23 protein-coding genes are annotated in these 20,167 nt (G+C 69.4%); 13 read left to right on the plus strand and 10 right to left on the minus strand.

Annotation, left to right across the window (positions count from 1 at the left end; translation table 11 throughout):
• Positions 1–196: 196 nt before the first annotated feature.
• Positions 197–721, minus strand: a complete 525-nt coding sequence (locus tag BHQ18_RS17240) for a YflT domain-containing protein (protein ID WP_069414850.1) — start codon at positions 719–721, stop codon at positions 197–199.
• A gap of 106 nt (positions 722–827) precedes the next feature.
• Between BHQ18_RS17240 and BHQ18_RS17245 the strand changes: the two genes are divergently transcribed.
• Together BHQ18_RS17245 and BHQ18_RS17250 are read left to right on the plus strand one after the other, a co-directional pair.
• Positions 828–1,562, plus strand: coding sequence for a DUF4190 domain-containing protein (locus BHQ18_RS17245; protein WP_069414851.1), 735 nt, complete (start codon positions 828–830; stop codon positions 1,560–1,562).
• Between the two features lie 4 nt (positions 1,563–1,566).
• On the plus strand, positions 1,567–1,971 hold the full coding sequence (locus tag BHQ18_RS17250) for a DUF4190 domain-containing protein (protein ID WP_069414852.1): 405 nt from the start codon (positions 1,567–1,569) through the stop codon (positions 1,969–1,971).
• A 7-nt stretch (positions 1,972–1,978) separates the two neighbouring features.
• Here BHQ18_RS17250 and BHQ18_RS17255 read toward each other — a convergent pair whose 3' ends face one another.
• A complete protein-coding gene (locus tag BHQ18_RS17255; protein ID WP_109789325.1) occupies positions 1,979–2,935 on the minus strand; it encodes an HpcH/HpaI aldolase/citrate lyase family protein in 957 nt (318 codons plus the stop codon).
• A 25-nt stretch (positions 2,936–2,960) separates the two neighbouring features.
• Here BHQ18_RS17255 and BHQ18_RS17260 point away from each other — a divergent pair, with 25 nt between their 5' ends.
• From BHQ18_RS17260 to BHQ18_RS17280, 5 genes are all read left to right on the plus strand, one after another.
• Positions 2,961–4,253 carry a magnesium transporter MgtE N-terminal domain-containing protein gene (locus BHQ18_RS17260; protein ID WP_069414853.1) on the plus strand — a complete coding sequence of 431 codons (1,293 nt, stop codon included), beginning with the start codon at positions 2,961–2,963 and terminating at the stop codon, positions 4,251–4,253.
• The gene (locus tag BHQ18_RS17265; protein WP_069414854.1) at positions 4,250–4,786 is read left to right on the plus strand and encodes a DUF1003 domain-containing protein; all 537 of its coding nucleotides are present in this window, start codon (positions 4,250–4,252) and stop codon (positions 4,784–4,786) included. The genes BHQ18_RS17260 and BHQ18_RS17265 overlap by 4 nt, the downstream gene beginning before the upstream one ends.
• Positions 4,787–4,890: 104 nt before the next feature.
• Positions 4,891–6,303, plus strand: coding sequence for a lytic transglycosylase domain-containing protein (locus BHQ18_RS17270; RefSeq protein WP_069414855.1), 1,413 nt, complete (start codon positions 4,891–4,893; stop codon positions 6,301–6,303).
• 45 nt (positions 6,304–6,348) lie between these two features.
• The gene (locus BHQ18_RS17275) at positions 6,349–7,491 is read left to right on the plus strand and encodes an Mrp/NBP35 family ATP-binding protein (RefSeq protein WP_069414856.1); all 1,143 of its coding nucleotides are present in this window, start codon (positions 6,349–6,351) and stop codon (positions 7,489–7,491) included.
• 64 nt (positions 7,492–7,555) lie between these two features.
• A complete protein-coding gene (locus tag BHQ18_RS17280) occupies positions 7,556–8,194 on the plus strand; it encodes a VldE C-terminal domain-containing protein (RefSeq protein ID WP_069414915.1) in 639 nt (212 codons plus the stop codon).
• A gap of 12 nt (positions 8,195–8,206) precedes the next feature.
• Here BHQ18_RS17280 and tatB read toward each other — a convergent pair whose 3' ends face one another.
• From tatB to sigE, 4 genes are all read right to left on the minus strand, one after another.
• Positions 8,207–8,608, minus strand: a complete 402-nt coding sequence (gene tatB, locus BHQ18_RS17285; RefSeq protein ID WP_069414857.1) for a Sec-independent protein translocase protein TatB — start codon at positions 8,606–8,608, stop codon at positions 8,207–8,209.
• A gap of 3 nt (positions 8,609–8,611) precedes the next feature.
• Positions 8,612–10,102 (minus strand): serine protease HtrA, encoded by a 1,491-nt coding sequence (gene htrA / locus BHQ18_RS17290; RefSeq protein ID WP_069414858.1) that lies wholly within the window; start codon positions 10,100–10,102, stop codon positions 8,612–8,614.
• A gap of 63 nt (positions 10,103–10,165) precedes the next feature.
• Positions 10,166–10,561: an anti-sigma E factor RseA gene (gene rseA, locus BHQ18_RS17295; protein WP_069414859.1), complete on the minus strand. Its 396-nt coding sequence runs from the start codon at positions 10,559–10,561 to the stop codon at positions 10,166–10,168.
• A 94-nt stretch (positions 10,562–10,655) separates the two neighbouring features.
• Positions 10,656–11,429, minus strand: a complete 774-nt coding sequence (gene sigE, locus BHQ18_RS17300) for an RNA polymerase sigma factor SigE (protein ID WP_109789326.1) — start codon at positions 11,427–11,429, stop codon at positions 10,656–10,658.
• A 146-nt stretch (positions 11,430–11,575) separates the two neighbouring features.
• Here sigE and BHQ18_RS17305 point away from each other — a divergent pair, with 146 nt between their 5' ends.
• The 5 genes from BHQ18_RS17305 to BHQ18_RS17325 all read left to right on the plus strand — a co-directional run bounded on the left by BHQ18_RS17305 (position 11,576) and on the right by BHQ18_RS17325 (position 16,204).
• Positions 11,576–12,235, plus strand: a complete 660-nt coding sequence (locus BHQ18_RS17305) for an O-methyltransferase (protein WP_069414860.1) — start codon at positions 11,576–11,578, stop codon at positions 12,233–12,235.
• A gap of 115 nt (positions 12,236–12,350) precedes the next feature.
• Positions 12,351–13,037 carry a TetR/AcrR family transcriptional regulator gene (locus BHQ18_RS17310; RefSeq protein ID WP_069414861.1) on the plus strand — a complete coding sequence of 229 codons (687 nt, stop codon included), beginning with the start codon at positions 12,351–12,353 and terminating at the stop codon, positions 13,035–13,037.
• Entirely contained in the window at positions 13,009–13,932 is a 924-nt protein-coding gene (locus BHQ18_RS17315; RefSeq protein ID WP_069414862.1) for an ABC transporter ATP-binding protein, read from the plus strand. The genes BHQ18_RS17310 and BHQ18_RS17315 overlap by 29 nt, the downstream gene beginning before the upstream one ends.
• On the plus strand, positions 13,929–15,518 hold the full coding sequence (locus tag BHQ18_RS17320; RefSeq protein ID WP_069414863.1) for an ABC transporter permease: 1,590 nt from the start codon (positions 13,929–13,931) through the stop codon (positions 15,516–15,518). Before BHQ18_RS17315 ends, BHQ18_RS17320 begins: the two co-directional genes overlap by 4 nt.
• An 11-nt stretch (positions 15,519–15,529) precedes the next feature.
• A complete protein-coding gene (locus tag BHQ18_RS17325; protein WP_069414864.1) occupies positions 15,530–16,204 on the plus strand; it encodes a methyltransferase family protein in 675 nt (224 codons plus the stop codon).
• A 115-nt stretch (positions 16,205–16,319) separates the two neighbouring features.
• Here BHQ18_RS17325 and glgC read toward each other — a convergent pair whose 3' ends face one another.
• On the minus strand, positions 16,320–17,534 hold the full coding sequence (gene glgC / locus BHQ18_RS17330; protein ID WP_069414865.1) for a glucose-1-phosphate adenylyltransferase: 1,215 nt from the start codon (positions 17,532–17,534) through the stop codon (positions 16,320–16,322).
• 140 nt (positions 17,535–17,674) lie between these two features.
• On the opposite strand from glgC, the gene glgA reads away from it, so the two are divergent.
• Positions 17,675–18,838: a glycogen synthase gene (gene glgA / locus BHQ18_RS17335; RefSeq protein WP_069414866.1), complete on the plus strand. Its 1,164-nt coding sequence runs from the start codon at positions 17,675–17,677 to the stop codon at positions 18,836–18,838.
• An 18-nt stretch (positions 18,839–18,856) separates the two neighbouring features.
• On the opposite strand, the gene BHQ18_RS17340 is transcribed toward glgA, so the two are convergent.
• The 3 genes from BHQ18_RS17340 to BHQ18_RS17350 all read right to left on the minus strand — a co-directional run bounded on the left by BHQ18_RS17340 (position 18,857) and on the right by BHQ18_RS17350 (position 20,155).
• Complete coding sequence (locus BHQ18_RS17340; RefSeq protein ID WP_066857137.1) at positions 18,857–19,024, minus strand: DUF3117 domain-containing protein; 168 nt, start codon at positions 19,022–19,024, stop codon at positions 18,857–18,859.
• A gap of 148 nt (positions 19,025–19,172) precedes the next feature.
• On the minus strand, positions 19,173–19,778 hold the full coding sequence (locus tag BHQ18_RS17345; RefSeq protein ID WP_069414867.1) for a DNA-3-methyladenine glycosylase I: 606 nt from the start codon (positions 19,776–19,778) through the stop codon (positions 19,173–19,175).
• Entirely contained in the window at positions 19,775–20,155 is a 381-nt protein-coding gene (locus tag BHQ18_RS17350; protein WP_069414868.1) for a DivIVA domain-containing protein, read from the minus strand. The genes BHQ18_RS17345 and BHQ18_RS17350 overlap by 4 nt, the downstream gene beginning before the upstream one ends.
• Between the last annotated feature and the right edge of the window lie 12 nt (positions 20,156–20,167).

The raw sequence follows: 20,167 nt of genomic DNA on the forward strand, positions 1-20,167 counted from the left end.
AAGCGCCGCCGGGGCGGCGCAGATTCTGATGTCGCCGCCGAGGCGGCTCTGGTGCGGGAACTCCCCGCGCGCAAACCGTATTGCGCCGACCGCGTGATACGCAACACTTCGGGTGCGCGCGTCGCACACCGTTACGCAATTGCTAACGTGCACAAACTGCCCAGAATCGCGGCCGGTGCGCCTCTGACTCGGCGGCTCAGATGGTCAAGCGCGCCAGCAAATCCCGGCCACGCTCGGCGCTCTGCGGATCGCAGAGCACGTCGTAGCGACCTGCGACCAGCTGCAGTGTCGAGCTGAAATCTCTTGTGCCACGCGCCATCGCGTAGGGGATCGCGGAGGTGATCAGGCCGAAGAACACACCGGCGACCAACCCGGTGACCAGCGCACCCCACGGGCTGGGGCTGAAAAACCCGAGAATCAGGCCGATGAACAGACCGAGCCACGCGCCGGTCAGCACACCGCCGCCGAGCACCTTCGGCCATGTCAACCGCCCGGTCACGCGTTCGACCTGCATCAAGTCCACGCCGACGATCGTGACCTGCTGTACCGGGAATTCGTGATCAGACAGGTAGTCGACCGCGCGTTGCGCCTCGGCGTAGGTCGGGTAGGAACCGATCGGCCATCCTTTCGGCGGTGTGGGCAGACTGGCGGGTCCGCGCCTGGCGTTCGCGCCGCCCGGCGTTGCACCGGGGTTGGCGCCTGGTTGAAACGGGCTGGTCATCGCTTCAGTATCCCTTCTCGTGCGCGCTCGATCAGGTTGCTGCTCTTACCTGGACCAACGTTCGTGCGGCCATTTGGGTGCCCGGTCCGTGCGCTAGGTTGCAAGCATGACAAATCCAGAGGAGGACGCGGCACGAACGGCATCATCCGACCCCGCCGACGGTGCGTCCGAGTCGTCGAGCGCGCACGAAGCGCCGCCGATCGAGGACGTCCGCGAGGAGACCTCTGAACCCGGTGATCAGACCTCGCAGGCGGACCGACCCGACCTCACCGACCCGACGGCCTCGACGCCCGCCTACGGCGCCTACGACCCGAATTTCCCGCCGGCGTATCCGCCGCCCGGATACCCCCAGGGCGGGTATCCCCCACCACCGCAGGGCGGCATGCAGCCCCCGCCGCCGGGCGCCTATCCCCCGCCCCCTGGCGCCTACCCCCCGCCGCAGGGCGCCTACCCCCCGCCGCAGGGCGGCTATCCGCCGCCGCCTGGCGCTTACCCGCCGCCCTACGGCGATCCCGCCGGGTTCGGGGCGGCCCAGTATCTGCCGCCGCCGTACGGGGCACCACCGTCCTACGGGACGTACCCGGCGCCCGGCTTCCCGGCGCCGGAGACCAAGACCAACTTCCTGGCGATCGCCTCGCTGGTCGCGTCGCTGATCGGGGTGATCCCGTTCTTCTGCGGCATCGCCTCCATCATCGGCATCGTGCTGGGTGTCGTGGCCTTGAACCAGATCAAGGACAGCGGTGAGGGTGGCCGCTCGCTGGCGATCGCGGGTATCGCCGTCGGTGCTGCGACGTTCTTCTTCAGCGTCCTGATCGGCATCGTCATGTTGAGTACGGGTTGAGCCGGTGACCGCCACCGGCGGCGAACCTCCCGACGGCAGCCAACCGTTCGCGCCCGTCGACTATCCCGAGGACGCCGCGCTACCGCCGCCGGTGCCGCAGTGGTGGGGCTATCCGCCGGCGAGCCCCTACGGCTACGCCGGCTACCCGCCGGCGAAACCGCCGGGCACCAACGGCAAGGCGATCGGCGCGCTGGTCGCCTCGGCGCTGGGCATCGTGTGTTGCGGGATGAGCGCGATCGCCGGGGTGATCCTCGGCATCGTCGCGATGCGCGAAACCAGACGCAGCGGGCAGGACGGGTTCGGAATCGCGTTGGCGGCCACCATCATCGGCGGGCTGGCGGTCCTCGGCTACCTGCTGTACCTGCTGCTCTACGTCGCGGTGTTCGCCAGCGGATGGCAGTGGACCTGACCGGTCCTCACTGAGGCGGCCGGAACGGCTCACCCTGCCGCTGCATGCCTGCGGCGCGGCCCTTTCCGGCGATCACCAAGGCCATCTTGCGGCTGGCCTCGTCGATCATCTCGTCGCCCAGCATCACCGCCCCTCTCGCGCCGCCCGCTCGCGAGGTGTGCCACTCGTAGGCCTCGAGAATCAACTCCGCGTGGTCGTAGTCCTTCTGGCGCGGGCTGAAAATCTCGTTGCCCGCGGCGATCTGGTCCGGATGCAGCACCCATTTGCCGTCATAGCCGAGCGCCGCCGAGCGGCCCGCCACCCGCCGGAACCCGTCGACGTCGCGCACCTTGAGGTAGGGGCCGTCGATCGCGAGCACACCGTGGGTGCGCGCGGCGATCAGGATCCGCATCAGCACGTGGTGATGCGCGTCGCCGACGTCGTACCCCTCGGGCTGCTCCCCCACTTCGAGGGTGCGCATGTTGAGGCTGGCCGCCATGTCGGCGGGCCCGAGCACCAGAGCCTGCACCCGAGGCGCCGCGGCGATCGCATCAATGTTGGTGAGCCCCTGCGCATTTTCGATCTGCGCCTCGATACCGATGCGACCCACCGGCAGGCCGTGCGTCGTCTCGAGCTGGTTGAGCAACAGGTGCAGCGCCTCGATGTGCGAGACGTCGGTCACCTTCGGCAGCACCACGATGTCGATCGAGGCTCCTGCGGTGGAAACAACCTCGATGATGTCGGCGTAGGTCCACGGTGTGGTCCAGTCGTTGACGCGGACGCCGCGAAGCTGTCCGGCCCAGCCCGGTTCGGCGAGCGCGGTGGCCACCCGGGTGCGGGCCTCGGCCTTGGCGTCCGGCGCGACGGCGTCCTCGAGGTCGAGGAACACCTCGTCGGCGGTCAGTGTTTTCGCCTTCTCGACCATCTTGGCGCTGCTCCCGGGAACGGAAAGCACTGTTCGGCGGGGTCGATATCGGTTTTCCACGCTTATAGTCTTTACCCTTTCAGTCATGGCGGCGGTGAACAGGGTCTATGCGGCCCGACTCGCGAGGATGGTGGTGCTCGGCCCCGACGGCGAGTCCATCGGACGTGTCCGCGACGTCGTGATCAGTATCAGCATCGTGCGCCAACAACCGCGAGTCCTCGGCCTTGTCGTCGAGTTGCTCACGCGGCGAAGGATTTTCGTGCCGATTCTGCGTGTGACGTCGATCGAGCCCGGCGCGGTGACGCTGGCCACCGGCAGCGTTTCGCTGCGCCGGTTCGCCCAGCGCCCCGGTGAAGTGCTGGTGCTGGGGCAGGTGATCGAGACCCAGGTGCGCGTCGACGACCCCGACCTGCCCGAGCTCAAGGACGCCGACCTGATCGTCGTCGACCTCGGAATCGAACAGACCCGTACGCGGGACTGGATGGTGACCAAGGTGGCGGTGCGGCAGCACCGGCGGCTCGGGCGGCGCAGCAATGTGCACGCCGTCGACTGGCATCACGTCCACGGCCTGACCCCGTCCGGGCTGGCGATGCCCGACCAGGGGGTGGCGCAGCTGCTCGAGCAGTTCGTCGGGCAGCGGGCGATCGAAGTGGCCGACGCGATCCGGGAGCTGCCGTCCAAGAGGCGCTACGAGGTGGTCAAGGCCCTCGACGACGAGCGGCTCGCCGACGTGCTGCAGGAGCTGCCCGAGGACGACCAGACCGACGTCCTCAAACGCCTGCCGGCCGACCGCGCCGCCGACGTGCTCGAGGCCATGGACCCCGACGACGCGGCCGACCTGCTGGGCTCGATGACGCCGTCGGACGCCGAGCAGTTCCTGCGCCGCATGGACCCCGAAGACTCCGAGGACGTGCGACGGCTGCTGTCGCATTCACCGGACACCGCGGGCGGTCTGATGACCTCCGAACCGGTGATCCTGGCCCCCGACACCACGGTCGCCGAGGCCCTCGCCCGGGTGCGCGACCCGGACCTGACGCCGGCGCTGGCGTCGCTGGTGTTCGTCGTGCGCCCGCCGACCGCCACCCCGACCGGCCGCTACCTGGGCTGCGTGCACCTGCAGCGGCTGCTGCGTGAACCGCCCGCCGATCTGGTCAGCGGCATCGTCGACACCGACCTGCCCAACCTCGCTCCCGAGGATTCCCTGTCCGCGGTGACCCGCTACTTCGCCGCCTACAACCTGGTGTGCGGGGCGGTGGTCGACGAGGAGAACCATCTGCTGGGCGCGGTGTCCGTCGACGACGTGCTCGACCACCTACTGCCGGAGGACTGGCGCGAAACCGAGGAGCCCGACCTGACCGCCACCGAGGGGGCCCTGTGACCGACCGCAGCCGGCTCGACACGCCGCTGACCAGTCGGCGGCGGTTCAACTTCAACTTCGACACCGAGGCGGTCGGTCAGTTCAGCGAATCCATTGCCCGGTTCCTGGGCACCGGGCGGTACCTGGCGTGGCAGACCATCCTGGTGATCGTCTGGATCGTGCTGAACCTGTTCGCGGTCAGCCTGCGGTGGGATCCCTATCCGTTCATCCTGCTCAACCTGGCGTTCTCCACCCAGGCGGCGTACGCGGCGCCGCTGATCCTGCTGGCCCAGAACCGGCAGGAGAACCGGGACCGGGTAGCGCTCGACGAGGACCGCAGGCGGGCCCTGCAGACCAAGGCCGACACCGAGTACCTGGCGCGTGAGCTGGCCGCGCTGCGGTTGGCCGTCGGCGAGGTGGTGACCCGCGACTACCTGCGCCGCGAACTCGAGGAGCTGCGCGACATGCTCACCCAGTTGCAGTCCGCGCCCCCCGACGACGCGGCCGACAGCACCGCCCGCCATGAGCCCGGCGAGCGCAAACCGAAAAAGTAGCAAAATGCCGAACCGGGCGAGTCCACCCCATTGCTGTTACGCGTGTGTTATCGAGTAGGTATGGTGACTTGGTTCACAAGCAATCACAAGCCAAGGACGGTTGAGTGCACATAAGGGGGAAGGCCGCCCTCGATGCCGTGCGGCGCGGAGCGGGTCGCCTGAAGCGCACACCCGGATCCGTCGAGGATCAGGCCTCGCCGTCGCCCCGCATGCGGGCGGGTCTCGGTGTTGCGATCATCGCCCCGATCGTGCTCGCCGGCGGGGTCGGAGCCGCCCCCGCCGTACGCACCCCCATCAGCGACGCCGCCGTCACCCCGCTGGCCGCGGTCGAGCCCAGCCCGGACACCCGGTCGGGCGCGTCGGTCGTCGCGGTCACCAAGACGCCGTCGGCGTTCCACATCGCCGCCTCCACGGTCTCGTCCCCGCCGCCTGCTGCTGTAGTGAATTCGCCTGGCGCGCTGGGCATTCCGGCGATGGCGCTGGCGGCCTACCGCAACGCCGAGCGGATGATGGCCTCGGCCTACCCGGGCTGCGGGCTGAGCTGGAACCTGCTCGCCGGAATCGGCCGGATCGAGTCGATGCACGCCAACGGCGGTGCCACCGACTCCCGAGGCACCGCGGTGCGGCCCATCTACGGGCCCGCGCTGGACGGCACCCTGCCCGGCAACGAGGTCATCGTGCAGAGCCGCACCGCCGACCGCGTCACCTATGCGCGCGCCATGGGCCCCATGCAGTTCCTGCCGGGCACCTGGTCGCGCTACGCCTCCGACGGCGACGGCGACGGCAAGGCCGACGTACAGAACCTCTACGACTCGACGCTGGCCGCCGCGCGCTACCTGTGCAGCGGCAACATGAACCTGCGCGACCCGTCGCACGTGATGTCGGCGATCCTGCGCTACAACAACTCGGTGGCCTACGCCCGCAACGTGCTGGGATGGGCCGCGGCCTACGCCACCGGGGTGGTCCCGATGGACCTGCCGCCCATCACCGGCGAAGTACCGACCCTGGCGGGCACCGACGACATCCATCTCACCGAGTTGAGCAGCTACGAGGGCCTCGGCCCCGGCTTGCCGCTCAACGTGCTCGGGCTGCCGGCCAACGACCCGCTGGCGCTGATGCCGGTGCTGGAGCGCGACGCGGTCGCCAGCCAGATGGGCACGATGCCGGGCCTGGCCCCCGGACAACGACTCGGCCCGCTGCCCGGACCCGCTCCGCAGGCGCCCGCGACGCCCGAGGCTCCGCCGCCGTGGACACCTCCGTGGATGCAAGCCCCGCCGAAGCCCAGGCCCGAGTGCGCGGTGTTCTGCATCCAGGACAACCCGGCCCCGCCACCGCTGCAACCGGCGCTGGGCGCCCCGGCCGAAGCCCAGCAACTGGTGCCGCCGCCGGGCGCACCCGCGCCGGGTCCCGTCGCGCCGCCGGCCCCACCACCCGGTCCGGGTCTACCGCCCGGCCCCGCGCAGCCGGTGCCGCCGCTCGGCGTCGCCCCGGGTCCCGCACCCGGTCCGGTCGCGTAGCGGCCGGTTCAAGGCGTCCGCCGGGTCGGCCTAGACTCGACGGTGATGTCTGAATCTTCTACCGAGCTGCAAGCCGCCATTCGTCGCGCGCTGGCCAAAGTGATCGACCCTGAGCTGCGACGGCCGATCACCGAGCTCGGCATGGTCAAGGACGTGACCGTCGAACACGACGGCGCGGTGCACGTCGAGGTGTACCTGACCACCGCGGCCTGCCCGAAGAAGACCGAGATCTCCGAACAGGTCAGCCGAGCGGTCGCCGACGTGCCGGGCACCGGCGCCGTGCGCGTCAGCCTCGACGTGATGAACGACGACCAGCGCGCCGAACTGCGCAAGCAGCTGCGCGGCGACTCCCGCGAGCCCGTCATCCCGTTCGCCCAGCCCGGTTCGCTCACCCGCGTCTACGCGGTGGCCTCCGGCAAGGGCGGCGTCGGCAAGTCCAGCGTCACGGTGAACCTGGCCGCCGCGATGGCGGCGCGCGGCCTGTCGGTCGGCGTCCTCGACGCCGACATCTACGGCCACTCGGTGCCGCGGATGATGGGCACCACCGACCGGCCCACCCAGGTCGACGCGATGATCGTGCCGCCCATCGCCCACGACGTCCGGGTCATCTCGATCGCGATGTTCACCCAGGGCAACACCCCGGTGGTGTGGCGCGGACCGATGCTGCACCGCGCGCTTCAGCAGTTCCTGGCCGACGTGTACTGGGGTGATCTGGACGTACTGCTGCTCGACCTGCCGCCCGGCACCGGCGACGTCGCGATCTCGGTGGCGCAGCTGATCCCCGGCGCGGAGATCCTCGTGGTCACCACCCCGCAACTGGCGGCCGCCGAGGTCGCCGAGCGGGCCGGCGCGATCGCCCTGCAGACCCGCCAGCGCATCGTCGGCGTGGTGGAGAACATGTCCGGGCTGACGCTGCCCGACGGCACCACGATGCAGATCTTCGGCGAGGGCGGCGGACAGCAGGTCGCCGAACGCCTGTCGCGCTCCATCGGCGCCGACGTGCCGCTGCTCGGCCAGGTGCCGCTCGAACCGGCGTTGGTGACGGCGGGCGATTCCGGCGTCCCGCTGGTGCTCTCGGCGCCGGACTCGCCGGCCGGTAAGGAGCTGCGCAGCATCGCCGACGCGTTGTCGAGCCGCAAGCGCGGCCTGGCGGGTATGTCGCTGGGACTCGACCCCGCCGGTCGATAACGTCACCGGTGTCGCGGGCCGAAGATCGTCACACCTTGTAGGACAAGGCGTTACAGTGCTGTTCGTGGGAAAGAAGTCGACAGCCAGCGGCCGGCGCCGGTTGCTGGCGTTGATCGGCTCGATCGTGCTGTCCGCCGGGCTGTTCTACGCCCAGGCCGCCACCCCGCCCGCGCACCCGCCCGTCGCACCGCAGCCGGCGGCGGCCCCGTCCGAGGCTGCGCGCGCGCCGGTGAAGGCGATGCCGACCGAAGCCGAGTTGCTCGCCGCCAGCGCCCCGGTCTCCAGTGCGGCGGTCACGTTCGCGCTGCCTGCCGGCGTCGCCCCCGAGAACGGGCTGCAGAAACACACCATCCGCGTCGCGCGGGCGATCAGCGTGCTGTTCCCCGAGATCAAGACGATCGGCGGCTTCCGCCAAGACCCGCTCAGATGGCATCCCAACGGCCTGGCGATCGACGTGATGATCCCGAACCACGGCTCCGAAGAGGGCATCGCGCTGGGCAACCAGATCGCCGGGTATGCGCTGGCCAACGCGAAACGCTGGGGCGTCATTCACGTGATCTGGCGGCAGGGCTTCTATCCGGGGGTGGGCGCCCCGAGCTGGACGGCCGACTACGGCAACGAGACCGCCAACCACTTCGACCACATCCACATCGCCACCAACGGCGGCGGCTACCCGAGCGGCGACGAGGAGTACTTCATCTGACCGCTCCGACCGCTACGTCGCGTCGGTGTCGAACGGGGTGCCCCCGGACGGCGGGACCTGCGGGGTGGGCGCCGGTGAGCTGACCGGCTTGTCGCTTTTCGCGCCGTTGCCGGCGGGCGCGTCGAAGTTGCCGGTGAAGATCGAGTCGTCGCCGTCGAGCAGGTGTTTGGTCAGCGCGGCGCGCGGGGTCATCCCGCGCAGCTTGTTCAGCTCGCTGAGCGGCTGGCGCAGGTCGTCGAACTCCGGTCCCAGATCCTCGCGCAGTTGGCTGGTCGCGCCGCTGATGTAGTCGCGGGCCTGGCGCACCGCTCCGGTGGTCCAGCGGATGGCCCCGGGCAGCCGTTCCGGTCCCAGGATCACCAGCCCGGCGATCACCAGGATCAGCATCTCGCCCCAGCCGACGTTGGCGAACATCGGCTACACGGTGTTGTCGGGACCGGGGTTGACGGTCAACGTCACCCGCCGGCCGTCGCGCACCACCTCGATCGGCGCGTCCTGACCGATCTTGAGCTGGCGGACCGCGACGACGAACTCGTCGGCGTCGGCCACGGTGCGGTCGCCGACCTTGACCACGACGTCGTTCTCGAGGATCCCGGCCTTCTCCGCCGGGCTGCCCGCCTTGACGTTGGCGACCTGCGCGCCGGAGGCGATCTCGTTGCTGACCGAACGTGCGGTCAGGCCCAGGGTGGGGTGGGCGATCTTGCCGTCGCGGATCAACGAGTCGACCACGACCTTGACCTCGTTGATCGGGATCGCGAACCCGAGGCCGCTGGCGCTCTCCGACAGCGACTTGCCCGCGGTGTTGATGCCGATGACGTTGCCGTTCATGTCGATCAGCGGGCCGCCGGAGTTGCCGTGGTTGATCGGCGCATCGGTCTGCAGGCCGTCGATGACGGTGTCGGTGTCCGAACCGTCGCCCGACAGCGGCACCGGGCGGTGCAGCGCACTGATGATTCCGGCGGTGACGGTGCTGCGCAGACCCAGCGGGGCGCCCGCCGCGATCACCTCGTCACCGACGCGCAAATTGTCCGAGTCGCCCATCTTGGCCACGGTGAGGTTGTCGACGTTGTCGACCTTGAGCACCGCGAGGTCGGTCTTGGGGTCGCGGCCGACGAGGTTGGCGGGCACTTCCTTGCCGTCGTTGAAGACGATCTTCATCTTGTACTTGCTCGGGTTGAGCGCGGCCTCGGAGATCACGTGGTTGTTGGTGACGATGTAGCCGCGGCCGTCGATGACGACGCCGGAGCCCTGCGAACCCTCCTGGTCGCTGGTCGCCTCCACCGTCACCACCGAATCGGCAACCGCGGCAGCGACTTTGGCGATGTGACCCTCGGGCGGCGGGCCGGTGTCGGAAGTGTCGAGCGTGACCTTCGAGGTGGTGAACGCTTCGACCACCTCGGCGGTCTTGCGGCCGACCCAGCCGCCGGCCAGGCCGATCACCAACGCGATGATCGCCAGCGAGGCCAGCGCCACGTACGACACCCGGCCGCCGAACAGCACGTCGCGCACACCGAGTTTCCCGCTCGGCACGTTCGTCGGGGCCCGGGGCGGTTCCTGCACGGCCGGGGTGCCCAGCGACGCGGGCGCCGACGGGTCGCGCCACGGGTCGGCGGCCTGATCCGGTTCGTCGCCGAGACGTTCGGCGTCCAGAGCGCCGGCGTCGGCGGGGTGGCGCTGCAGCGTCTCGGACACCTCGGCGGGCTTCCCGAACGCCTCGGCCAACACCGGATCCGGCGACTGGTTGGTCGGCGTGTACTCGCCCTGGTCGCGGTACTTGTCGAGGCCCACGAACGAGCCCTGCACACCGTCGGGCCTGCCGAAGGCACGCTGCTCGGCCGGGTTCACCGGTGGCCGCGAGACGGGGCGCGGTTCCAGGCGCTCACGCCCGGTCTGGTCGATATTGGTCACCCGTTCATCACCCTTATTGTGAATGGCCCGGTCAATACCGGCGCAGATCGTCTTCGCACTACCCTACCGGCGTTTACGTCGGGATCGCCCGGCATCCTCAGCAAACTGTGGCGGCTGCGACTCAGCGGGCGGCTCGGGCGGCGCATGATGCGGGATCTCGGACAACAGCCCGAGCAACGAGCTGGGGACAACGATGGGACAGGAGTCCCGCAACGCCGCACGGGCCTGACGCTGGGCGTTGACCTCGGCCGCGCACTGCGGACACTGCGACAGATGATTGGCGGCGCGCAGGTGCGGGGTGAGCCGCAGTTCGCCGTCGACGAAGGCCGCGATGGCCTCGGTCGAGAGGTGCTCGGTGGAACCGAACTGCCGCGGCCCGACCGGCGCGTCACTCTGCGACGCGAACTGGGCAGGCAACCACGAAAACGCCCGGCGGAAGACGTGTCCCCGGTCGGTCATCACCCAGGCTCCTTCCCGACGGTGCTCGCTCAAATACGGTGCTCACTCGAATGTAGCGCGGCCCGCCGTGCTGACCGCCGCGAACTCGGCCGGTTCAGGCCGTTTTGGCGGTCGCGGCCTCAGCGTCGCCGTGCTTGGCCAGGTAGTCGCGCAGGGCCTGCCTGCCGCGGTGGATGCGGCTGCGGACGGTGCCCAGTTTGACGTCGAGCGTGGCGCCGATCTCCTCGTAGGACAGACCTTCGATGTCGCACAGCACCACGGCGGCGCGGAACTCCGGCGGCAGCGAGTCGAGCGCGGCCTGCAGGTCCGGGCCCAGCCGCGAATCGTGGTAGATCTGCTCGGGGTTGGGGTCATCGGCGGGCACCCGGTCGTAGTCCTCGGGCAGCGCCTCCATGCGGATGCGGCCGCGCCTGCGCACCATGTCGAGGAACAGGTTCGTGGTGATGCGGTGCAGCCAGCCCTCGAACGTGCCGGGCTGGTAGTTCTGCAGCGACCGGAACACCCGGATGAACGTCTCCTGGGTGAGGTCCTCGGCGTCGTGCTGATTGCCCGACAGCCGGTAGGCCAACCGGTACACCCGGTCGGCGTGTTGACGCACCAGCTCGTCCCACGACGGCATGGTCGCCTTGTCACCGGTCGCGTCGAACACCGCGGTGCCGGTCAGTTCCTCGGTGGGTTCGACCCACTCGCCATCGGTGAACTGCTCGAGATGAGCCATCGAGACGGGTGCAGCCTGCGCTGTTTGTGCCTTGATAGTCGTCAGATCCTCCTGGTCACAGCCGTCAGCGGACAGCGGCGTATCGCTACTGACCGCAACATGCAGGTCCAACTCGGTATTCCCGGAGTGCCAGCGTCCGCCATCTTCCATGGACATACCGTCGCCGAACGTGCCGTGCTTGGCATATGAGCTAACTGAACATTTCCTGAGAACTTTTCTCTACCCGTTTTCGTAGGGGCCAACCGGCGACGGGCGTGTCGCGATGTCGAGCGGTACCGGTTGGCTACGCTGCGGGCATGGCCGGCACCGACGACGTCATCGGACCGCACAGCCGTGCCGAGTCCATCGTCGCGCACGCCGAGCAGTCCATCTCCGAAGACGCGATCGTCGCCGCCGCGCGCGATCGCGCCGTCGACATCGGCGCCGGCGCCATCACCCCGGCCGTCGGCGCCCTGTTGTGCGTGTTCGCCAAGCTCACCGGCGCCAAGGCCGTCGTCGAGGTCGGAACCGGCGCCGGCGTGAGCGGGCTGTGGCTGCTGTCCGGCATGCGCGAGGACGGCGTGCTGACCACGATCGACGTCGAACCCGAGCACCAGCGGATCGCCAAGCAGGCGTTCACCGAGGCCGGTATCGGCCCGGGCCGGACGCGGCTGATCAGCGGCCGGGCCCAGGAAGTGCTCACCCGGCTGGCCGACGAGTCCTACGACCTGGTGTTCATCGACGCCGATCCCATCGACCAGCCGCAGTTCGTCGAAGAGGCTGTGCGGCTGCTGCGTTCCGGCGGAGCGATCGTGCTGCACCGGGCCGCGCTCGGCGGCCGGGCCGGCGATGCCACCGCCAACGACGCGGAGGTGGCCGCGGTGCGCGACGCCACCCGGCTGATCGCCGAGGACGAACGGCTGACCCCGGTGCTCGTTCCGCTCGGCGACGGCCTGCTCGCCGCCGCCCGCGACTGACTTTCTGCGCCGAGCAGACACAGAATCGCGTATTTCCGCGGCTTTTCGTGCGATTCCGCGTCTGCTCGCCATGGAAGCTTGACCGCCGGCTGAACGCGCGTTTAGTGTATTGAACATGCGTTCAGCACTCGATGATCGCACCGCCGCCGCCCGAATCCGCGACGCGGCGATCGACCAGTGGGGGCAGCGCGGCTTCGATGTCGGACTGCGCGCAATCGCCGACGCGGCGGGCGTCTCGGCGGCCCTGGTCATCCACCACTTCGGTTCCAAGGACGGCCTGCGGCGGGCGTGCGACGACCACGTCACCGGGGCGATCCGCGAAGCGAAGTCCGAACAGATGCAGACCCCGGACCCGGCGGCGTGGTTCGCCCAGATGGCCGAGATCGAGTCGTACGCCCCGCTGATGGCCTACCTGGTGCGCAGCCTGCAGTCCGGTAACCAGTTGGCCCGCGACTTCTGGCAGCAGATGATGGCCAACGCCGAGGCCTACATCGACGAGGGGGTGCGGTCGGGACTGCTCAAGCCCAGCCGCGACCCACACGCGCGGGCGCGCTACCTGGCGATGGCCAGCGGCGGCAGCTTCCTGCTCTACCTGCAACTGCACCAGTCCCCCGACCTGCGCCAGGTGCTGCGCGACTACGCCGAGGAGATGGTGCTCCCGGCGCTCGAGGTCTACACCCAGGGCCTGATGGTCGATTCGACGATGTACGACGCGTTCCTGGCGCGCCGTGAGGAAGGCATCCCGTTCAGCTCAGCGGCACAAGGAGATGACGATGACGGCTCAGACGATGCGACACCGTGAGGACCGGCCGGCGGTCGAAATCCACGGCCTGACAAAGACGTTCGGACGCACCCGGGCGCTCGACGGCCTCGATTTGGTGGTGGCGCCCGGTCAGATCACCGGTTTCCTCGGCCCCAACGGCGCCGGCAAATCCACCGCCATCCGTGTGCTGCTCGGACTGCTGCGCGCCGAATCGGGCACGGTCCGACTGCTCGGCGGCGACCCCTGGCACGACGCGGTGGCGTTGCACCGTCAGATCGCCTACGTGCCCGGCGATGTGACGTTGTGGCCCAACCTGACCGGACAGCAGACGATCGACTTTCTGGCCCGGCTGCGCGGCGGTGATGTCGACACCGCGCGACGCGATCAACTCATCGAGCGCTTCGAACTCGACCCGCACAAGAAGGCCCGCACCTACTCGAAGGGCAACCGGCAGAAGGTCGCGATCGTCGCGGCCTTCGCCACCGACGCCGAACTCTATCTGCTCGACGAACCCACATCGGGCCTGGACCCGTTGATGGAGAAGGCGTTTCAGCAGTGCGTCAACGAGGTGGCCGAACGCGGCGCGGCGGTCCTGCTGTCCAGCCACATCCTGGCCGAAGTGGAGAAGGTCTGCGACAGCGTGACGATCATCCGGGCCGGGCGCAGTGTGCGGTCGGGGTCGCTCGACGAACTCCGTCACCTGATGCGCACGACGGTCACCGTCCGCACCAGCCACGACGGCCGGCGGCTGGAGAGCGCCCCGTTCACACACGAATTCGCGGTCAGGGACGGTCATTACGTGTTCTCGGTCGACCGCGGCGACCTCGATCACGCCATGGCGCAGCTCACGGAGCTCGGGATACTGGATCTCACCGTGACGCCGGCTTCGCTAGAGGACCTGTTCCTTCGCGAGTATCAGGAGACCGCCCGGTGACCGCGCCGGTTTTGTCGCCGGCGGTGTGGACGGGTACGACAACGCTGTTGCGCCTGGCGCTGATCCGCGACCGGGTCCGGCTCGGCATCTGGTTCGCGGTGCTGACGTCGATGATGGTGTACGCCCCCAACGCCGTCCGGCTCGCTTATCCCGAAGAGGCGCAGCGCCTCGCACGCGTCGACCTGATGAAGACCCCCGCCGGCATCATGATGAGCGGACCGATGTTCGGCGGCAATGAGACCGATCTCGGCGCGATGCTGGCCAACGAGCTGATGCTCACGTTGATCGTCGCGACGTCGATCCTGGCCGTGCTCACCGTCATCAGGCATACCCGGGCCGAAGAGGAAAGCGGCGCAGCTGAACTCGTGCTGTCATCGGTCGTCGGCCGCTACGCCCGAACCACCGCCGCGCTGGTTCTGGTCGCCGGTGTCAACGCGGCGCTGGCCGTGTCGATGACGGTGGCGATGGCCGCCTCCGGATTCGCTGTCGCCGACACCGCGGCGATGTGTCTCGGCGTGACCGCGGTGGCGATGGTGTTCGGGGCGGTCGCTGCGGTGACCGCGCAGCTGTGGCGCCAAGCCCGCACCGCGACGGGGGCCGCGATGGCCGCGCTGGCGGTCGCGGCCGTCGTGCGCGGGGTCGGCGACGTCATCGACAACTCGGGCAGCGCGCTGAGTTGGTTCTCTCCGATCGCCTGGGCCCAGCAGATGCGCCCGTTCGTGGACCTGCGCTGGTGGCCGCTGGCGATGCTGGTGGTCCTTACCGTCGCGCTGACTGCGCTGGCCGCGCTACTGGAGGGGCGGCGCCAGTACGACGCGGGCACGATCCCGTCGACCGGTGAACACCCCGGCGCCCGGCCGATCCGCGGTGTGCTCGCGTTGCACCTGACGCTGCAGCGCGGCCAGATCGTCGGCTGGACAGTGGGCCTGTTCCTCGGCGGCCTCGCCTTCGGGTCGATGACGAAGTCGCTGCTGGATGCCGCGGAGGACAACGAAATGATCCAGCGGGTCATCGCCGCGCAGGGGACCGACAGCGTGTACACGACCATGACGCAGTTCCTGGCCGCGGCGGCCAGCGCCTTCGTCGTGGCCGCGGTGCTGCGGGTCTACACCGACGAGGAGAAGGGGCTCACCGAGGCGGTGCTGGCCGGGTCGGTTTCGCGGTGGCGGTGGTTGGTGACCGCGGTCGTCGCCGCGCTGTTGGGCTCCGTCGTGCTGATGACGGCGGCCGGCCTGGGCAACGGACTGGGCGCGGGCTTCGCCGTCGGCGACCCCGCGACCGTCGCGCGGCTGACGGTGGCGGCGCTGGCGTTCCTCCCGGCGCTGGTGGTGATGGCGGCTGTCGCGGCGCTGGCCGTGGCGGTGCGCAGACCCTGGCTGGGCTGGCTGGCGGTCGCGTTCGTGGTGGTCTCGCTGTATCTGGGTGCGCTGCTGCGGCTGCCGCAGTGGTTGATCGACCTGTCGCCGGTCAGCCGGACCACCGCGCCGATGGACTATCCGGTGACGGCGTTGATCGTTATGGTCGTCGTCGGGGCGGGTGGGACGGCAGTCGCCGGTGCGCTCTACCGGCGACGGGACGTGCTCTGATCGGGGGGGCCGTGAAACTTATTGTGCAGCTGGTGATTTCGAGTGTCTTCGGAATCGTGTTCGTGGGCGCGCTGCTGTTCGGGCCGGCAGGGACGTTCGACTACTGGCAGGCGTGGGTCTTCCTGGCCATCTTCAGCGCGCTGACGACGGTGCCCAACCTTTATCTGGCGCGACGCCGCCCGGAGGTGTTACGGCGCCGGATGCGGGCCGGCCCCACCGCCGAGCGTCGACCCGCCCAGCGGTTCGCCAGCATCGGGTACCTGTCGGTGTTCGTGCTCGTGGCGGTGATCAGCGCACTCGACCACCGCCTCGGATGGTCGACGGTGCCGACGGCCGTGGTGCTGCTCGGGCAGGTGCTCGTCGCGGTCGGGTTGGGCATCGCGATGTCGGTGATACTGCTCAACCGCTATGCCGCCGCCACCGTCACCATCGAGTCCGACCAGCAGCTGGTCTCCACCGGTTGGTACGCCGTCGTGCGGCACCCGATGTATTTCGGGGTGCTGATCATGTTCGTCGGATCTCCGCTCGCGCTGGACTCGCTGTGGGGGCTGGCGGTGCTGGTGCCCGGGTTGGTGGTGTTCGCGGTCCGCATCCTCGACGAGGAGAAGCTGCTGCGTGAGGAGCTGTCCGGATATCGCGAGTACACCGAGAAGGTGCGCTACCGGTTGCTGCCCTACGTGTGGTGACGGGAGTGACCGGACTGCCCGGACCGCGCGGACTGCCCGCCGAGTGGCCACTTACTGAGCGGAAATGCGCCCCAGACGCGCGACAACTGGCCACTCGCCAAAGAGGGTGAGCCAGCTAGATCCAGACGCCCTTGCCGACCGCGACCACTCCCCCGGCGCTGATCGCGAATCGCTCGCGGTCCTTGTCGAGGTCGACGCCGACCATCTCGCCCGGCCCGACGACGACGTTCTTGTCCAGGATCGCGTGACGCACCACCGCGCCGCGACCGATCCGGGCGCCGGGCATGATCACGCTGCCCTCGACGATCGCCCCCTCGTCGACGACGACGTTCGACGACAGCACCGAGTTGCGCACAGACGCCGCCGAAATGATGCTGCCCGCGCCGACCACCGACTCCTGCGCCGAACCGCCGTTGACGAACTTCGCGGGGGCCAGCATCTCGGACTCGCCGCGGATCGGCCAGCGCTTGTTGTACAGGTTGAACACCGGGTGCACCGACACCAGATCCATGTGCGCGTCGTAGAACGCGTCGAGGGTCCCGACGTCGCGCCAGTAACCGTGGTCGCGCTCGGTGGCGCCGGGGACCTCGTTGTTGTTGAAGTCGTAGACCGCGGCCATCCCGTCGTCGACCAGCCGCGGGATGATGTCGCCGCCCATGTCGTGGTCGGAGTGGTCGTCGTCGGCGTCCGCGCGGATCGCGTCGATGAGCACCTTCGTGGTGAAGATGTAGTTGCCCATCGACACGAACGCCTCGTCGGGATTGTCCGGCGTGCCCGGCGGGTCGGCCGGTTTCTCGATGAAGCTGCGGATGCGGCCGGACTCGTCGGCGTCGATCACCCCGAACGCGGTGGCCTCCCGGCGCGGCACCCGGATGCCCGCGACCGTCGCGCCCGCACCGCTTTCGATGTGGAACTGGACCATCTGCTCGGGGTCCATCCGGTACACGTGGTCGGCGCCGAACACCACGATGTAGTCGGGGTCCTCGTCGTAGATCAGGTTCAGCGACTGGTAGATCGCGTCGGCCGAACCGGTGTACCAGCGTGGCCCGAGCCGCTGCTGGGCGGGCACCGGGGTGATGTACTCGCCGGCCAGGCCCGACAGCCGCCAGTTCTGCGAGATGTGCCGGTCCAGCGAATGCGACTTGTACTGGGTGAGTACGCAGATGCGCAGGTATCGGGCGTTCACCAGGTTCGACAGCACGAAGTCGATGAGCCGGTAGGCGCCGCCGAAGGGAACCGCGGGTTTGGCCCGGTCCGCGGTCAGCGGGTAGAGCCGCTTACCCTCGCCGCCGGCCAGAACGATGCCCAGCACGTGTGGCAGTTCCCTCATGACACAAACCTATCGGCAGGTTCAGCAGTCGGCTAGGCATTGACGCCACGAGTCAAGGTGATTGGGAGGTATCGCACGTTCGGACGGGCTCGCCGGACAACGACCTGCGCCCGCTTGTCGGCGTCACTATCGTCGGGACCATGCGGGTGGCGATGATGACTCGGGAGTATCCACCCGAGGTGTACGGCGGGGCCGGAGTGCACGTCACCGAGCTGGTCGCGCAGTTGCGCCGCCTGTGCGAGGTCGACGTGCACTGCATGGGAGCGCCGCGACCCGACGCGATCGTCGCGGCGCCCGATCCCGCGCTCGTCGGCGCCAACGCCGCGCTGACGATGCTCTCGGCCGACCTGAACATGGTCAACGCCGCCGCGCATGCCGGCGTCGTGCATTCGCACACCTGGTACACCGGGCTCGCCGGCCATCTCGCCGCGCTGCTGTACGGCGTTCCGCATGTGCTGACCGCGCACTCGCTGGAACCGATGCGGCCGTGGAAGGCCGAGCAGCTCGGCGGGGGCTACCGGGTGTCGTCGTGGGTGGAGAAGACGGCGGTCGAGGCGGCCGACGCGGTGATCGCGGTGAGCTCCGGGATGCGTGAGGACGTGCTGCGCACCTACCCGGCGCTGGACCCGAACCGGGTGCACGTGGTGCGCAACGGGATCGACACCGACGTCTGGTACCCGGCGGAGCCGGAGCCGGGCGAGTCCGTGCTGGCCGAACTCGGTGTCGACCGCAGCCGTCCGGTCGTGGCGTTCGTCGGCCGGATCACCCGGCAGAAGGGCGTCGCGCACCTGGTGGCCGCCGCGCACCAGTTCGCACCCGAGGTTCAGCTGGTGTTGTGCGCGGGTGCGCCCGACACCCCGGAGATCGCCGCCGAGGTCACCGAGGCGGTGCAGCAGCTGGCCCGAGCCCGCACCGGCGTGTACTGGGTGCGCGAGATGCTGCCGATCGTCAAGATTCGAGAAATCCTCAGCGCAGCAACTGTTTTCGTATGCCCGTCGGTGTATGAGCCGCTGGGCATCGTGAACCTGGAGGCGATGGCCTGCGCGACGGCGGTGGTCGCCTCGGATGTGGGAGGTATCCCCGAGGTGGTGGCCGAGGGGCAGACCGGGCGGCTGGTGCACTACGACGCTGCGGACGCGGCCGGCTACGAGAGCCGATTGGCCGCCGCGGTCAACGAACTGGTGGCCGACCCGGCGCTGGCGCGGCAGTACGGCACCGCAGGCAGGCAGCGCTGTATCGAGGAGTTCTCCTGGGCACACATCGCCGAGCAGACCCTCGAGATCTACCGCAAGGTTTCGATCTAGGCGCGACCGGCCGGCTCGCTAGCTGGTGACGTTCTTGAGTTCCTCGCCCAGCGCGGCGGCTTCGTCCGGGGTGAGTTCGACGACCAGCCGGCCACCGCCTTCCAGTGGTACCCGCATCACGATGCCGCGCCCCTCCTTGGTTGCTTCCAAAGGACCGTCGCCGGTCCGGGGCTTCATCGCCGCCATCGAGTGCTCCCTCCACATGAGCCGGCCCGTCAGGGCCCGGTCGGGGCCGGGGGCCGCCCACCCGTTTGACAGCACCCGGTACTGAACTGCAACTGAACTTCCCCTATTGTTCCCTATCCGCGAGGTTTGGTGTGCAAAGACCCGGCTATCACCGCCGCGGCGGGTCCGCCGAGGCCACCGGAACCCAGCAGTCGGCGGTGTGATCGTCGACCATTCCGGTCGCCTGCATCAGCGCGTAGGCCGTCGTCGGCCCGACGAACCGGAACCCGCGGCGCTTGAGTTCCTTGGCCATCGCGGTGGACTCCGGCGTGACGGCCGGGATCAGCCCGAACTCCGCGGGCCGGGGCCGCGGCGGCGGCGCGAACGACCACAGCAGCTCGCCCAGGTCGACGCCGGCATCGGCCAGCTCGGCGGCCGCGCGGGCGTTGGCGATGGTGGCCTCGATCTTCGCGCGGTTGCGCACGATTCCCGCGTCGCTCATCAGCCGGGTGACGTCGCGGTCGGTGTAGCGGGCGATGCGCTCGACGTCGAAATTGTCGAACGCCTGCCGGAAGTTGTCCCGCTTGCGCAGGATGATCAGCCACGACAAGCCGCTCTGGAAAGCCTCGAGCGTGATCCGCTCGAACAGGGCCTGCGAATCGCGCAGCGGCCGGCCCCACTCGGTGTCGTGGTAGTCGCGGTAGAGCTCGAAATCGGCAGGCGCCAGCCGGGATTCGTCGATCCAGGCGCAGCGCACCCGACCGTCAGCGGTCACGCTTCGCTCCGGCTGTCGGCCGTCTCGTCGTCGTCTTGGAGCGCGTGGGCGGGCTGCTCGGCGACCGTGTCGTCGGGATCCTCGATGCCGTACGCGGCGCGCAGCGTGTCCAGCTGGCCGCGCAGCTGGTCGAGTTCGGCGCCCAGCCGGTCAAGCACCCAGTCCACCTCGCTGGTCTTGTAGCCGCGCAGCGTCTGCGCGAATTTGATCGCGTCGACGTCGGCGCCCGTCACACCGGAGGCCGGCAGCACGGTGGCCGTGGTGTCGCGCGGCAGCGGTGGCAACGGTTCGCCGCGCCCGAACAGCACACTGCCCAACGCGAACAGCACCACCGCGATCAGAACCAGCACGACCAGATACAGCAGAACCAGCGTCACGGCATCGATACT

Origin of the sequence: Mycolicibacterium flavescens, from assembly GCF_001722335.1 — a bacterium.
GTDB classification, from domain to species: Bacteria; Actinomycetota; Actinomycetes; order Mycobacteriales; family Mycobacteriaceae; genus Mycobacterium; species Mycobacterium flavescens.

Bases quoted from the DNA above. Each gene is read 5' to 3' on its own strand.
- BHQ18_RS17240 (WP_069414850.1), bottom strand. From the start codon at position 721: ATGACCAGCCCGTTTCAACCAGGCGCCAACCCCGGTGCAACGCCGGGC.
- BHQ18_RS17245 (WP_069414851.1), top strand. From the start codon at position 828: ATGACAAATCCAGAGGAGGACGCGGCACGAACGGCATCATCCGACCCC.
- BHQ18_RS17260 (WP_069414853.1), top strand. From the start codon at position 2,961: ATGGCGGCGGTGAACAGGGTCTATGCGGCCCGACTCGCGAGGATGGTG.
- BHQ18_RS17275 (WP_069414856.1), top strand. From the start codon at position 6,349: ATGTCTGAATCTTCTACCGAGCTGCAAGCCGCCATTCGTCGCGCGCTG.
- tatB (WP_069414857.1), bottom strand. From the start codon at position 8,608: ATGTTCGCCAACGTCGGCTGGGGCGAGATGCTGATCCTGGTGATCGCC.
- rseA (WP_069414859.1), bottom strand. From the start codon at position 10,561: ATGACCGACCGGGGACACGTCTTCCGCCGGGCGTTTTCGTGGTTGCCT.
- sigE (WP_109789326.1), bottom strand. From the start codon at position 11,429: ATGGAAGATGGCGGACGCTGGCACTCCGGGAATACCGAGTTGGACCTG.
- BHQ18_RS17305 (WP_069414860.1), top strand. From the start codon at position 11,576: ATGGCCGGCACCGACGACGTCATCGGACCGCACAGCCGTGCCGAGTCC.
- BHQ18_RS17310 (WP_069414861.1), top strand. From the start codon at position 12,351: ATGCGTTCAGCACTCGATGATCGCACCGCCGCCGCCCGAATCCGCGAC.
- BHQ18_RS17315 (WP_069414862.1), top strand. From the start codon at position 13,009: ATGACGGCTCAGACGATGCGACACCGTGAGGACCGGCCGGCGGTCGAA.
- glgC (WP_069414865.1), bottom strand. From the start codon at position 17,534: ATGAGGGAACTGCCACACGTGCTGGGCATCGTTCTGGCCGGCGGCGAG.
- glgA (WP_069414866.1), top strand. From the start codon at position 17,675: ATGCGGGTGGCGATGATGACTCGGGAGTATCCACCCGAGGTGTACGGC.
- BHQ18_RS17340 (WP_066857137.1), bottom strand. From the start codon at position 19,024: ATGGCGGCGATGAAGCCCCGGACCGGCGACGGTCCTTTGGAAGCAACC.